Origin of the sequence: Kocuria palustris, assembly GCF_016907795.1 — a bacterium.
Classification (GTDB): domain Bacteria; phylum Actinomycetota; class Actinomycetes; order Actinomycetales; family Micrococcaceae; genus Kocuria; species Kocuria palustris.
The window spans coordinates 1-12321 of the sequence record NZ_JAFBCR010000001.1; the positions used below are offsets into that span (position 1 = coordinate 1).

The 12321-nt window shown below is 69.8% G+C and carries 14 protein-coding genes, 1 tRNA gene and 1 pseudogene; 10 read left to right on the plus strand and 6 right to left on the minus strand.

Translation table 11 applies throughout. The features are described from left to right. From JOE55_RS00005 to JOE55_RS00030, 6 genes and pseudogenes are all read left to right on the plus strand, one after another. A pseudogene (locus tag JOE55_RS00005) lies at positions 1–587 on the plus strand (glutamate-5-semialdehyde dehydrogenase); the annotation flags it as partial. A 135-nt stretch (positions 588–722) separates the two neighbouring features. Then, on the plus strand, positions 723–971 hold the full coding sequence (locus tag JOE55_RS00010) for a hypothetical protein (protein WP_204781618.1): 249 nt from the start codon (positions 723–725) through the stop codon (positions 969–971). A 26-nt stretch (positions 972–997) separates the two neighbouring features. Then, positions 998–1723, plus strand: coding sequence for a nicotinate-nucleotide adenylyltransferase (gene nadD, locus JOE55_RS00015; protein WP_420870967.1), 726 nt, complete (start codon positions 998–1000; stop codon positions 1721–1723). A gap of 64 nt (positions 1724–1787) precedes the next feature. Further along, positions 1788–2711 (plus strand): hypothetical protein, encoded by a 924-nt coding sequence (locus JOE55_RS00020; RefSeq protein ID WP_204781619.1) that lies wholly within the window; start codon positions 1788–1790, stop codon positions 2709–2711. Positions 2712–2763: 52 nt separating this feature from the next. Beyond that, on the plus strand, positions 2764–3153 hold the full coding sequence (gene rsfS / locus JOE55_RS00025) for a ribosome silencing factor (protein ID WP_024290594.1): 390 nt from the start codon (positions 2764–2766) through the stop codon (positions 3151–3153). Positions 3154–3312: 159 nt separating this feature from the next. Then, a tRNA-Ala gene (locus JOE55_RS00030) sits at positions 3313–3385 on the plus strand. Between the two features lie 144 nt (positions 3386–3529). Here JOE55_RS00030 and JOE55_RS00035 read toward each other — a convergent pair. Together JOE55_RS00035 and JOE55_RS00040 are read right to left on the minus strand one after the other, a co-directional pair. Further along, entirely contained in the window at positions 3530–4906 is a 1377-nt protein-coding gene (locus JOE55_RS00035; protein WP_204781620.1) for an FAD-dependent oxidoreductase, read from the minus strand. A 28-nt stretch (positions 4907–4934) separates the two neighbouring features. Then, positions 4935–5525 (minus strand): sugar O-acetyltransferase, encoded by a 591-nt coding sequence (locus tag JOE55_RS00040; protein WP_204781621.1) that lies wholly within the window; start codon positions 5523–5525, stop codon positions 4935–4937. Between the two features lie 163 nt (positions 5526–5688). Between JOE55_RS00040 and JOE55_RS00045 the strand changes: the two genes are divergently transcribed. Further along, positions 5689–6540 (plus strand): Ltp family lipoprotein, encoded by an 852-nt coding sequence (locus JOE55_RS00045; protein WP_204781622.1) that lies wholly within the window; start codon positions 5689–5691, stop codon positions 6538–6540. Between the two features lie 93 nt (positions 6541–6633). On the opposite strand, the gene JOE55_RS00050 is transcribed toward JOE55_RS00045, so the two are convergent. Continuing rightward, on the minus strand, positions 6634–7059 hold the full coding sequence (locus JOE55_RS00050) for a winged helix-turn-helix transcriptional regulator (protein WP_275580791.1): 426 nt from the start codon (positions 7057–7059) through the stop codon (positions 6634–6636). A 112-nt stretch (positions 7060–7171) separates the two neighbouring features. On the opposite strand from JOE55_RS00050, the gene JOE55_RS00055 reads away from it, so the two are divergent. Next, a complete protein-coding gene (locus JOE55_RS00055; protein WP_137802562.1) occupies positions 7172–8026 on the plus strand; it encodes an SDR family oxidoreductase in 855 nt (284 codons plus the stop codon). A 109-nt stretch (positions 8027–8135) separates the two neighbouring features. Here JOE55_RS00055 and JOE55_RS00060 read toward each other — a convergent pair whose 3' ends face one another. Beyond that, positions 8136–8465, minus strand: coding sequence for a hypothetical protein (locus tag JOE55_RS00060; protein ID WP_204781624.1), 330 nt, complete (start codon positions 8463–8465; stop codon positions 8136–8138). A 108-nt stretch (positions 8466–8573) separates the two neighbouring features. Beyond that, positions 8574–9344 carry an EamA family transporter gene (locus tag JOE55_RS00065; RefSeq protein WP_204781625.1) on the minus strand — a complete coding sequence of 257 codons (771 nt, stop codon included), beginning with the start codon at positions 9342–9344 and terminating at the stop codon, positions 8574–8576. A 110-nt stretch (positions 9345–9454) separates the two neighbouring features. Here JOE55_RS00065 and JOE55_RS00070 point away from each other — a divergent pair, with 110 nt between their 5' ends. After that, on the plus strand, positions 9455–10297 hold the full coding sequence (locus JOE55_RS00070) for an MSMEG_6728 family protein (protein WP_204781626.1): 843 nt from the start codon (positions 9455–9457) through the stop codon (positions 10295–10297). A 69-nt stretch (positions 10298–10366) separates the two neighbouring features. After that, positions 10367–11428, plus strand: coding sequence for an NADP-dependent oxidoreductase (locus tag JOE55_RS00075; RefSeq protein WP_204781627.1), 1062 nt, complete (start codon positions 10367–10369; stop codon positions 11426–11428). A gap of 22 nt (positions 11429–11450) precedes the next feature. Here JOE55_RS00075 and ppk2 read toward each other — a convergent pair whose 3' ends face one another. Further along, positions 11451–12305 carry a polyphosphate kinase 2 gene (gene ppk2 / locus JOE55_RS00080; protein WP_204781628.1) on the minus strand — a complete coding sequence of 285 codons (855 nt, stop codon included), beginning with the start codon at positions 12303–12305 and terminating at the stop codon, positions 11451–11453. Between the last annotated feature and the right edge of the window lie 16 nt (positions 12306–12321).

The window sequence follows — 12321 nt, forward strand, 5'->3', positions numbered from 1 at the left end:
CCGGCGAGGGCAACGTGCACGTCTTCATCGATGCCTCGGCCTCCGAGAAGATGGCCGTCGAGGTCGCCGTGAACGCCAAGACCCATCGCACCTCCACCTGCAACACCGCCGAGACGCTGCTGCTGCACAAGGACTCCACCGCCGGTGCCGCCGTGCTCGAAGCGCTGATCAAGGCCGGAGTGACGCTGCACGTCGACGAGCGCGCCGCGCAGCTGCTGCCCTCCGGGGCGGATCAGCCGGCGGCCACGGAGGCGGACTGGGAGACCGAGTACCTCGACATGCACATGGCCGTGAAGGTCGTGGACTCCCTGGACGAGGCGCTCGAGCACATCGAGAAGTACACGACCCGCCACACCGAGGCGATCGTGACGAACGATCTGGCCGCTTCCGAGAAGTTCATCGCCTCGATCGACGCCGCAGCCGTGATGGTCAACGCCTCCACGCGCTTCACCGACGGCGGCCAGCTCGGCCTGGGCGCGGAGATCGGGATCTCCACGCAGAAGATGCACGCCCGCGGGCCCATGGGTCTCGAGGAGCTGACCACGACCAAGTGGATCGTGCAGGGCGACGGCCACATCCGTCCCTGAAGCCGGAAACGGCTCGCGCCGGCCGGACGAGTGCTGGGCGCGAGCTGAGCCGAAGCCGCGAACGGGGCTCCTGGACCGCTACCATGGTGGGGACCAGGAGCCCCGCGCGCGTGCGGGGAGACAGAAGGGAAGACCATGCAGCAGACCTCAGTGCTGATCCAGGCTGCCGAGGGCGGCCACCACATCGTCAACGACCTGCCGGTGGACGGGCCGTGGTTCGGCATCGTGGCCTTCATCGTGTTCATGCTGCTGCTGATCACCACCCTGACCTTCGGGCCCCGCAGCCAGACGCCGGATGAGACCGACCACCACGTGGATCCGGCCCAGCTGCCGGCTGACGAGGCCGCCATGCTGGCCAGCTACTCGGCCAAGCGCGGGCACTGAGCGCAGCAGGACATCCCGGACACCCCGTGTCGGAGACCTCCGAGCTGAGCATCGTGGCCGAGCGCCAGGCGCAGGATCCAGCGCGCGCTCGGGCCCCGCAGGGGATCCAGGTGCCGCCGCGGCGCCCCGGGCGCACCAGGCTCGGCGTCATGGGCGGCACGTTCGACCCCATCCACCACGGGCACCTGGTCGCCGCCTCCGAGGTGGCCGCAGTGTTCGATCTGGATGAGGTCGTGTTCGTGCCGACCGGTCAGCCCTGGCAGAAGTCCGGCTCCGAGGTCTCGGACGCCGAGCATCGCTACCTGATGACCGTGGTGGCCACGGCGGCCAATCCGCGCTTCAGCGTCTCGCGCGTGGACATCGATCGCCACGGGCCCACGTACACCGTGGACACCCTTCGGGACCTGAATGAGCTGCGTCCGGATTCGGACCTGTTCTTCATCACCGGCGCGGATGTCCTCAGCGAGATCCTCTCCTGGCACGGGGCGGAGGACATCTGGGACCTGGCGCACTTCGTCGGCGTGACGCGGCCGGGCCATGAGCTCAGCGTCCCCGAGGGCGCCGGCGATGTCGTCCTGCTGGAGGTCCCCGCCATGGCGATCTCGTCCACGGACTGCCGCGCCAGGGTGCGCAGCGGTCAGCCCGTCTGGTATCTGGTGCCGGACGGCGTGGTCCAGTACATCGGCAAGTACGGTCTCTACCGTCCCGGTGACGACCACCGCTGGCCCGCCGATACCCTCGGCACCGCCTGAAGACCCCCCACGCACACATTCATCCCGCCGCCCGCTCATCCGGGCGAGCAGATTCGAGGCACCGATGAGCGACGGCCGGTTCGCACAGGACAGCGACGCTGCACCGGATGACGTCACCATCCCGGATCCCACCGACCCTGATCAGCAGGGCCTGAACCCGCCGGCGCCGATCATCGACCTGGGCGGCGACATCGCCGTGGGCCCGAGCCGCCCGCTGGGCCCGCGGCGCCTGGCGCTGCTGCGCGAGCAGATGGCCGAGCACCAGCAGGAGATCGAGCGCTCCGGCACGGAGGACCCGGCGCACGTGGATCCCGTGCTGGCGCAGAAGCAGCGGCGCATGGCCGAGCTCGCCTCCCGTGCCGCGATCTCCTCCGAGGAGGACCGCCAGCTCGCCGACGAGGCGATCGCCCAGACGCAGAGCATCCAGCCCATCACGGACGAGTACCCGGCCTCCCTCGACGAGCAGGAGGCCCACGAGACCCAGCCCGGGACGTCCTCTCTCGAGGAGGCGCCCGAAGACGTCTCGGAGCAGGTCGAGCAGCCGGACCGGGCCTCTGATGAGGCGCCGAGCGACCCCGCGATCCAGGCGACGCCGTGGAGCGAGCCCGTTCCGGTCGTGCCGGCATCTGAGCCCGCCGAGGAGCCGGCGCGCGAGGACCTCGAGGAGTCGTCGGAGACTGCTCAGCCGAGCGACTCCGCCGAGGTGGTCGAGGAGCACGCGTCCTCCCTGGAGTCCTCGGAGGGCGCGGAGGCGAACGCGTCCGAGCAGAGCTCGCCGCAGGACGCAGCAGGGGCTGCCGGTGCCGCTGCGAGCGATGACGAGCAGGCGCCGTCGGAGCCCGTGCGCGCCGTTAATGCCCAGGGCCTGCAGCTGATGGACCCCAAGGACTACCGCACGCCGTCGGGCTGGCGCACGCCCGTCCTGACGATCGCGGCGATCCTGGTCCTGGCGCTGCTCGCGGTCCTGATCATCTTCTTCATCTTCTGAACCTGAGACACACCACCATCCATCGCCGCTGGCGATCGAGAGGAAGCACTGCATGAGCATTCCCGAGACCTCCCTGGAGTACCTCCGCACGGCGGCGCGCGCCGCCGATGACAAGAAGGCCGAGAACATCGTGGCCATCGACGTGAGCGAGGCGCTGGCCATCGTCGATTCGTTCCTGATCGCCTCGGCGCCCAACGAGCGTCAGGTGGCCTCGATCGTCGATGCGATCGAGGAGGAGCTGCAGGACAAGCACGATCTGAAGCCCCTCCGCCGCGAGGGCCGCGCCGAGGGCCGCTGGGTGCTGTTGGACTTCGGCGACGTCGTCGTTCACGTCCAGCACGACGAGGAGCGGGCGTTCTACGCGCTCGAGCGCCTGTGGGGCGATGCCCCCACGATCGATCTGGGGCTGGCCGAGGCCGCGGCGGAGCCGTCGGCAGGCTGATCCGGCAGGGGAGCGGCGGCCGATTTGCGCGGCCGCCGAGCGTCCCCTACTATTTAACGCGTTGCCGAACGGGAGACGAACCCAGCGGGAACGGGCAGGAACTCTCGATGAGGGATTCAGTCCGAGAACGTGGTAGAGTTTCCGGGTCGGAAACGGCAAGGGGCTGTGGCGCAGCTGGTAGCGCATCTGCATGGCATGCAGAGGGTCAGGGGTTCGAGTCCCCTCAGCTCCACCGAAGGAATACGAAGGGCCGCATCGAAAGATGCGGCCCTTCGTCGTTGTCCTGATGATGTCGCTCTGGGGTTATAGGCAGGAATGTGTATATGGCCCGGGCGTGTCCAGTCCCGCTCAGGGCCGTGATCGTCCACCCCATCCGTCAGGCGGTCTCGCCCGGATAGGGCTTCAGCTCGCCGAGCACCTCGTTGAGCGCCTCTGTGCTGGAGGGGTGGGTCCAGATGCCGTTCAGCAGCTCGTCGGCGGTGACACCCGCGCGGATGGCCAGAGCCACCAGGTTGACCACCTCCTGCGAGTCGAGGCAGAACAGCGAGGCGCCCAGCACCTGCCGGGTCTGCGCGTCCACAGTGAAGGTGATGACGCCGTCGGTCTCGCCCACGATCTTGGGCCGCGGCATGGCGGCGATCGAGGCCACGTCCTTGGCCGCGTAGAGAACCGAGTGCCCTGCACGCACGGCTTCCTCCGGGCCCATGCCCACCTGGGACAGCGGGGGAGTGAGGAACGTCGTGCTCGGCTCGGCCACGCGGTCGGCGCGGCTGCGCTGCCCGGAGCCGATGAGCTGATCCCAGACGATGCGGTGGTCGTCCAGGGAGATGTAGGTGAACTGCGGGCCGCCGTTGACGTCGCCCACCGCGTACACGCCCTCAGCGCTCGTGCGCACCTGATCATCGACCGCCACGAAGCCCCGGTCGTCGGTCTCGATGCCGGCTGCCTCCAGGTTCAGGTCGGCGGTGGCCGGGGTGCGGCCTGCAGCCACCAGCACGGCATCAGCCTGGACCTGGCCGTCGGCCAGCTCCAGCACGAGGGCCTCGCCGTCCTGCCGGATCTGCTGCACCCGGGCGCTCTGCCGCACGACGACGCCGGCCTCCGTGAGCACCTGGCGCACCGACTCCGCCACGACAGGTTCGGCGCGGCGCAGGAAATGCTCGTCGGAATCCAGCACGGTGACCTGGGAGCCGAAGTGCTGGAACATCTGGGCGAACTCCAGTCCGATGAACCCGCCGCCGATGATCGCCAGGCGCTGCGGCAGGGGACCCGCGTGCTGGATGGACGTCGAGTCGTAGACCCGAGGCAGATCGATGCCGGGGATGTCCGGGTGCGCGGGCACGGCACCGGTGCCCAGCACGACCGTCTCCGCGGTGATGATCAGCTCGCCGTCGGCCGTGTCCACCGCGACCTTCCGCGGGCCGATGAACCGAGCGGTTCCGTCCACCAGCTCTGCCTGGCCCTCGAGCATCCGGTGGTTGGCCGCATTGAGCTTGCCGATCAGCGAGTCGCGCCCGGCCACAGCCTGCGTGAAGTACTCCTGCGGATCATCCTGCGGGCGGCGCCGCTGCGCCGAGACGATCAGATCCTTGGTGGGAACGCAGGCGATGTTGATGCAGGTGCCGCCGTACATCTGAGGGCTCTTCTCCACCATGGCCACGGATCTGCCGGTCGCGGCCCAGCGCTTTGCGAGCGTCTTGCCCGCCTTGCCCCAGCCGATCACCAGCAGTTCGACGGACAGCTCTGAGCTCATGGACGTGCTCCTTCTGGGGGAATGGGGGTCAGTCGGCCTGGATCTCGCGGATGACCTTGGCGGGGTTGCCGACGGCGATCACGTTCGCGGGCAGATCCCTGGTGACCACGGATCCTGCGCCCACCACGGTGTTCTCGCCGATGCTCACGCCGGGGCACACGATCACGCCGCCGCCGAGCCAGACGTTGTCGCCCAGCGTGATCGGCTCGGCATCCTCGAGCTTGTCCCGTCGAGGGCCGGGTTCCACGGGGTGGGTGGGCGTCAGCAGCTGGACGTTGGGACCGAGCTGACAGTCCTCCCCGATGGTGATCGGCGCGACGTCCAAGGCGGTGAGGTTGAAGTTCACGAAGGACCGGGCGCCGATGCTGATGCGGCTGCCGTAGTCCACATAGAGCGGGGGGCGCACGGCCGCATCCTCACCCAGGTGCCCGAGCAGCTCCTGGAGCAGCTCGCGGGAGCCGGGATCGACGTCGACGACGGCGCGGTGGAAGGCATCGCAGAGGCGCGTAGCGCGGCGAGAGGCTTCAGCGAACTCGGGGCCGTCGGCGACGTACGGGTCGCCGTCGAGCATGCGCTGCCAGTGGCTGCGGTCGTCTCCTGCGAAGTGATCGTTCGACATGCTCCGAAGGCTACGCGGGGCCGCCGACGTGCCGCGGAGGATCGCTGGGCAGGCGCACCTGCCTGCCCCCTGAAGATGTGATGTAATCCATATCACCCGCTTCGGGGCGCCAGTCTTCGGTGCGATCCGAGGCCTCACTTCATCGCCGAGGAGCACAGCAGCCATGGGACAGCGCGTCCGCAGGACCACCGCAGGGATCGCATCGGGATTGGCCGCCGTGCTGCTGCTCAGCGCCTGCGGCTCGGGGGAGGATGCCGAGAAGGACTCGACGTCCTCCGCATCTGCCTCTGCCTCTGCCTCGCCGGGCACTGAGCCGACCGAGACCGAGACGCCCACCGAGACCGCCACGGAGGCATCCGCCGCGCCGACCGATCAGCCTGCCGCCGAGCAGCCGGCGGAAACCCCGGCTGAGGCTCAGGATCCTTCCGCCGGGCCGACTCCGGACGAGACTCCTGTCCCGGCGGACGTCGGTCAGGACCCCTTCGCCGAGGAGTCGGGCGTCGGTCCGGCCCCGGGCGAGGTCCCGGTGCCGGCGGACGTCGATCAGAACCCGTTCGGCGAGGACGCCGCCGCAGGCGGCCCCGGGGCTGTGCCGCAGGGCACGGCGACGGCAGCGGCGCAGAACTATCTGGACTTCACGAACTTCTCTCGCAGCGGCCTGATCGAGCAGCTCGAGTACGAGGGCTACTCGAACTCTGAGGCCACGGCGGCGGTGGACGGGCTGACCGTGGATTACGCCCAGCAGGCCGCTGGAAGTGCACAGAGCTACATCGACATGTCCGGCTTCAGCCGCTCCGGGCTGGTCGATCAGCTCGTCTATGAGGGCTACACCCCTGACCAGGCCGAATCCGGGGTGAGCAGCCTGAGCGTGGACTACTCGGAACAGGCGGGCCGGTCGGCACAGAGCTATCTGGATCTGATGCCGATGTCACGCGCGGAGCTCGTGGATCAGCTGATCTACGAGGGGTACACGCCTGAGGAGGCCGCCGCAGGAGCGGACAGTGCCGGTCTGTGAAGCGCAGATCGGCGACGGGCCGGCAGGTGGCCTGACGGTCCCAGGCCTGTGGGGCCGAGATCGACGGCTGCCGACGACGACTGCGCGGGCTGCTCACGCGCAGTCGTCGTGCACCTTCCGGGCCTCCAGCACGGCGGGCAGATCCGCCTCGATCGTGGTGATGAGCGCAGTGAGAGGCTCGGCCACGGCCGCGCCGAGTTCCGTCAGGGCGTAGTCCACGTGCGGCGGGATGGCGCTGTGCACGGTTCGCACCACCAGGCCGTCGTGCTCGAGCTCGCTGAGAGTCTGGGAGAGCATGCGGTCGCTGATCCCCTCGATGGCCCGGCGCAGCTCGCCGAAGCGTGCTGGGCCCTCGCTGCGGGAGAGCGCGACCATGGTCAGGGCGCCCCATCGGCCCGTGACGTGATGCAGCACGGAGCGCGACGCGCAGGCCTTCGCCATGACATCAGCACCGAGCTCTGCCGTGGGCTGCTCGGCCTGCCCGTGCACGATCTGGGGTGTCGTCTCCTGCGAAGTCATGTCCTCCACTGTAGCGAGTGCACTTTCGAATATGTCGGCACGTGAAGATACGCAGTGCTCACGAAAAGTAAGTGCTACGGTGTGCCAGAACACCGAACCGAAGGAGAGCATCATGAGCATCGCCGTCACCGGAGCCACCGGACAGCTGGGCCATCAGGTCATCGAATCCCTCATCGAGCGCCAGGTCGAGCCGCGGGAGATCGTCGCCGTCGTGCGCAATGCCGACAAGGCGCAGGACCTCGCCGACCGCGGTGTCCGGGTCGCGGTCGCCGCCTACGAGGACGCCGACGCCCTGAAGGCCGCTCTCGAGGGCGTGCAGCGCCTGGTGATGGTCTCCGGCAGCGAGATCGGCAAGCGCGTGGCGCAGCACTCCAACGTCATCCAGGCTGCTCAGGCGGCCGGTGTGCAGCTGATCGCCTACACGTCGCTGCTGGGTGTCGAGACCTCGACCCTGAACCTGGCCCCCGAGCATCGGGAGACCGAGCAGCTGCTGGCCGAGTCCGGCATCGGCCACGTGCTGCTGCGCAACGGCTGGTACTGGGAGAACTACGCCTCGGCGATCGCCCCGGCCCGCGAGTACGGGAAGATGTTCGGGGCCGCCGGAACGGCCCGTGTGAACGGAGCCGCGCGCAGGGACTACGCCGAGGCCGCCGCGGCCGTGATCACGATGGAGGCCCAGGAGGGCCGGGTCTACGAGCTGGCCGGCGACCCTGCCCTGAGCTACCCCGAGATCGCTGCGCGCATCGGCGGGCTGCTCGAGCGCGAGGTCGACTACATCGATCAGACCGTCGAGGAGTACGCGCAGGTGCTGCAGCAGGCCGGGCTGCCGGAGCAGGTCGCCGGGTTCGTCGCCGAGATGGACCGCGGGATCGCCGACGGCGCCCTGGAGTCGGACAGCAGGGATCTGCAGACCCTGCTCGGTCGCCCGGCCACCACGATCGCGCAGGCGCTCGCGGACTCCGTCTGAGCTGAACAGGTCCGCCCGGGGCCGGAAGCGCCGAGGGGGTGCGACGCCGCGATGGCGTCGCACCCCCTCGTCGTCGCCGTGATCGCTGCCAGAACGTGGCGATCCCGGCTCAGAGCGCGGCTTCGACCTGATCGGCGAAGGTCTGGGCGGACTTGGTGTTCTTCTTCTTGTCCATCAGCGCCTTGGGGGAGCCCGGGCTGTTGTCGTAGTCGACGGTCACCCGCGTTCCGCCGCCGGCCTCCTCCAGGGTGATCGCCAGATGGGCGCCCCAGCTCAGGGCTGTGCGCTTGGTGGTGATGTCGAAGCGCAGCCGATGGCTGCTGACGGCGTCGATGTGATGGCCCTCCGATCGGGCCGTGGACTCGACCGCCTCGCGGACGCGATCCAGAGGCGCGGGGAGGTCCTTGCTGAGGGTGCCGTTGGAGGCGAAGAGTGCCATCGGGGGGTCCTGTCGTCGGGGGTGGTTGCGTAAGCATAGATCTCCCGGCGACAGGGTGGGCTGCCTCACTCGTGTGTGACGCGGTGCGGATCCTCTGTGACCGGTGCCTCAGGCGGCCGAGGGCTCGGGGTCGGCGCGCGGGCGCCCCTGGCCCAGGGTGACGCCCATGCTGGCCAGGACCACCAGGCTCACCGCCGCGATGCTCAGCACTCCAGCACCCTGGCCGAGCAAGACCCAGCCGACCACCGCCGCGATCGCGGGCTCCTCGACAACCCGCACCGCTCCCGAGGCGCCGATCGGCACCACGACGACTGCGGCGATGATCATGGCCGCACTGAGCCCGCCGAGTCCGGGGACCTGCTTGCCCGTCTCCGCGCTGGCCAGGATGTAGAGGGCCCAGAACGCCCCGGCGAGCAGGCCGAACACGACGCCCAGCGGATCCAGGGAAGCCGCGGTGACAGCGGACTCGACGCCCAGCAGGGCCATGCCGATGAAGGCCAGCGCGACCCAGAGCAGATCGCGGGAGCGTCGGGACAGGCACGCCGCCAGCACGAGGGGGCCCAGGAACTCGATGGCCACTGCCGTCCCCAGCGGGATGCGCTGGATGGCGGCGTAGATGAAGCCGTTCATCCCGGCCAGGGCGAGTCCCAGGGCGATCACGGAGCGCCACTGCAGCCGGTCCCACGCCCGGGTCCTCGGGCGGGCGGCCAGCAGCATGAGACCGGCGGCCAGCAGCAGCCGCAGCGCGCTGGCGCCCCACGAGTCGAGGTCCTCGAAGAGCTGGGCGGCGGCTGCCGCGCCGACCTGGATCGACAGACAGGCGGAGAGGACCATCGCGGCCCCGGGGCCGGTGGAGCGGGCAGTCGACGGCGCGCTCACGAGGACGGGCTCATCGGGGTGGTGGCGATCATGGGCTCAGCATGTCGGAGCCGCGGCTTTCGGGGCCAGTCGGGCTGTCTCGTCGTCTCCCGCCGGTAGGCTGAGCCGCTGTGCAGACCTTCCTTCCGCTGCCGAGCCCGGCTGACTCCGCCCACGCTCTGGACCGCCGTCGCCTGGGCAAGCAGCGCGTCGAGACGCTGCAGATCCTGCGTGCGCTGTGCCTGCCGGACTACGGCTGGGGCACGCACCCGGCCGTGCTGATGTGGTCCGGACATGTGCCCGGGCTGGTGTCCTACGGACTAGCCATGGTCGATGAGTGGGAGGCCCGCGGCGGGCGGGATTCCACGCGCTGGAAGATCGCCGAGTTCGCTCCGGAGGCGGCCCGCAGCCCGGCGGCCCTGCCGCCGTGGGTGGGCGACCCGGAGTTCCACGCGGCGCACCGCTCGTCGCTGATCGCCAAGGACGAGCAGCACTATCGCCCGCTGTGGCCCGAGACCTCCATGGGCCTGGAGGCCGTCTGGCCGAGTCCGCCCAGTCCGCACGAGAAGCCGTTCGAACCCGGCCCGGGCCAGCGCGCCTGGGTCGTGGCCGGTCCCGTGCTGGAGCACGATGCCCTGCTCCTGCCCGCAGAGCCCGCGCCCGGGGACACCGCAGCCCAGCGCCGACGCCGTCCGGGGCAGCTGGAGCGCCTGCGCACCGAGGCCCAGCCCGGTGAGGAGGTGCTGATCCCGCTGTCCTCGGCCTCCGCCGAGGGACCCGCGTTCGGGCGTGAACGAGATGAGGCGCAGGAGGGTCTGCACGAGCCGGTGCTGCGGGGTCGACTCGGCGCCGGGGAGCACACCGACCACGGCATCCGCCGCGAGGTCGAGTGGCTGGAGATCCTCTCCCGCGATGCCCTGGAGGACCCGTGGCAGCTGCAGCGCCCCCGCACCGTCTTCCCGATCCGCCGCTGACAGCGCATTTCGCCACGGGCTGAGCGCTGAGGTGGACGCACCGGGGCCGGCAGGCGGACAGTGGTGTCCATGAGCATTCCCACTGTGAACGATCTTGCCGCCTCCGCCCGCAGCACCCGTTGGGTGCTGGCCGCTCGACCCAGCGGCTGGCCCACCGAGGACGACGTCCGCCAGGAGACCGTGGAGCTGCCGGAGCTGTCCGACGGCGAGATCCGCGTGGTCAACGAGGCCATCTCCGTGGATCCCTACATGCGCGGGCGCATGAACGACGGCCCCTCCTACGTCCCGCCCTTCGAGCTCGGCGAGCCGATGGACGGCGCGGCGGTGGGAGTCGTCGTCGGCTCCCGCTCGGAGGATGTCCCCGAGGGCACCCGCGTGCTGCACGGACAGGGCTGGCGCGATGTGGCCCAGCTGCCCGCGGCCAAGGCGCAGCAGCTGCCCGATCTGCGCGATGCCGACGGCCCGCTGGCCGCCTCGAAGTTCTTGGGGATCGCCGGGATGCCCGGCTTCACGGCGTGGCTGGGTCTGACGCGGATCGCGGCCATGCAGGAGGGCGACACGGTGTTCGTCTCGGGTGCCGCCGGCACCGTCGGCTCGGCCGTGGGGCAGATCGCCCGGCTCAAGGGCGCCGCCCGCGTCATCGGCTCGGCGGGCGGTCCTGAGAAGAACCGCATCGTGACCGAGCGCTACGGCTTCGACGCCTGCCTGGACTACAAGCGCGGCGACGTCATGGGCCAGCTCGGGGAGGCCGCTCCGAACGGCATCGACGTCTACTTCGACAACGTCGGCGGCGATCACCTGGAGGCTGCGATCCAGCACTTCAACGACGACGGCCGCGCAGCACTGTGCGGTGCGATCAGCCAGTACAACGACGATCAGCCCGCCCCGGGTCCGCGCAACATGGGGATGTTGGTCACCAAGCGGCTGATGCTGCAGGGGTTCGTCCAGGGCTTCTACACCGAGGCCATGGGCGACTTCCTGGCCGAGATGGGTCCCTGGCTCGAGGCAGGGGAGATCGTGGCCGATGAGACTGTCGAGGACGGGATCGACCAGGCCTTCGACGCCTTCCTGGGCATGATGCAGGGCCGCAACGTCGGCAAGATGGTGGTGCGCACCGCCGTCGCCGACTGAAGCCCCGCCAGCCCGACGAGGCTCAGCCCTTCTTGGCCCCGCGCTTCTTCTTCCGGGAGGGGCGCTTCTCGGCCTCGGCCTCCACCTCGGCGGAGTGGTCCGGGACGGCGCGCTGCAGCTCGCGCGGCGGGCGCTGATAGCCCGAGGAGGGCGGGCGCTTGGGCAGCTCCAGCTTCGGGCGCTCGATGTGCTCCCACTGGATGGTGTGCAGCAGGTCGGCGATCATGTTGATCCGCGCCCGCCGCTTGTCCTCGGCCTCCACGATGTTCCACCGCGAATAGGGGAGGTCGGTGTGCACGAGCATCTCGTCGCGGGCCCGTGAGTAGTCCTCCCAGCGGGTCAGCGACTCGAGGTCCATGGGCGAGAGCTTCCAGTGGCGCACGGGATCGGAGAGCCGGGACTGGAAGCGCTTCTCCTGCTCCTTGCCGGAGACCGAGAACCAGTACTTGCGCAGGATGATCCCGTCCTCGATCAGCATCTGCTCGAAGATCGGGCACTGGCGCAGGAAGCGCTGATGCTCCTCCGGGGTGCAGAAGCCCATGACCCGCTCGACCCCGGCGCGGTTGTACCAGGAGCGGTCGAAGATCACGATCTCGCCCGCGGCCGGCAGATGCTCGATATAGCGCTGGAAGTACCACTGCGTCTTCTGCCGCTCGGTGGGTGCCGGCAGCGCCACGATGCGGGCCGTGCGGGGATTGAGGTACTCGGTCAGGCGCTTGATCGCCCCGCCCTTGCCCGCCGCATCGCGGCCCTCGAAGACGATCACGACGCGATTGCCGGTCGACTTCACCCACTGCTGCATCTCCACGAGCTCGGCCTGCAGTCGCAGCAGCTCCGCCTCGTACAGGGACTTGTCCATGCGCTTCGTCTTGGTCATGCCACGACGATAGCCA

What these genes read in the sequence shown, in the direction of transcription:
- JOE55_RS00010 (WP_204781618.1), top strand. Translation starts at nt 723, where the DNA reads ATGCAGCAGACCTCAGTGCTGATCCAGGCTGCCGAGGGCGGCCACCAC.
- JOE55_RS00020 (WP_204781619.1), top strand. Translation starts at nt 1,788, where the DNA reads ATGAGCGACGGCCGGTTCGCACAGGACAGCGACGCTGCACCGGATGAC.
- rsfS (WP_024290594.1), top strand. Translation starts at nt 2,764, where the DNA reads ATGAGCATTCCCGAGACCTCCCTGGAGTACCTCCGCACGGCGGCGCGC.
- JOE55_RS00035 (WP_204781620.1), bottom strand. Translation starts at nt 4,906, where the DNA reads ATGAGCTCAGAGCTGTCCGTCGAACTGCTGGTGATCGGCTGGGGCAAG.
- JOE55_RS00040 (WP_204781621.1), bottom strand. Translation starts at nt 5,525, where the DNA reads ATGTCGAACGATCACTTCGCAGGAGACGACCGCAGCCACTGGCAGCGC.
- JOE55_RS00045 (WP_204781622.1), top strand. Translation starts at nt 5,689, where the DNA reads ATGGGACAGCGCGTCCGCAGGACCACCGCAGGGATCGCATCGGGATTG.
- JOE55_RS00050 (WP_275580791.1), bottom strand. Translation starts at nt 7,059, where the DNA reads ATGACTTCGCAGGAGACGACACCCCAGATCGTGCACGGGCAGGCCGAG.
- JOE55_RS00055 (WP_137802562.1), top strand. Translation starts at nt 7,172, where the DNA reads ATGAGCATCGCCGTCACCGGAGCCACCGGACAGCTGGGCCATCAGGTC.
- JOE55_RS00060 (WP_204781624.1), bottom strand. Translation starts at nt 8,465, where the DNA reads ATGGCACTCTTCGCCTCCAACGGCACCCTCAGCAAGGACCTCCCCGCG.
- JOE55_RS00075 (WP_204781627.1), top strand. Translation starts at nt 10,367, where the DNA reads ATGAGCATTCCCACTGTGAACGATCTTGCCGCCTCCGCCCGCAGCACC.
- ppk2 (WP_204781628.1), bottom strand. Translation starts at nt 12,305, where the DNA reads ATGACCAAGACGAAGCGCATGGACAAGTCCCTGTACGAGGCGGAGCTG.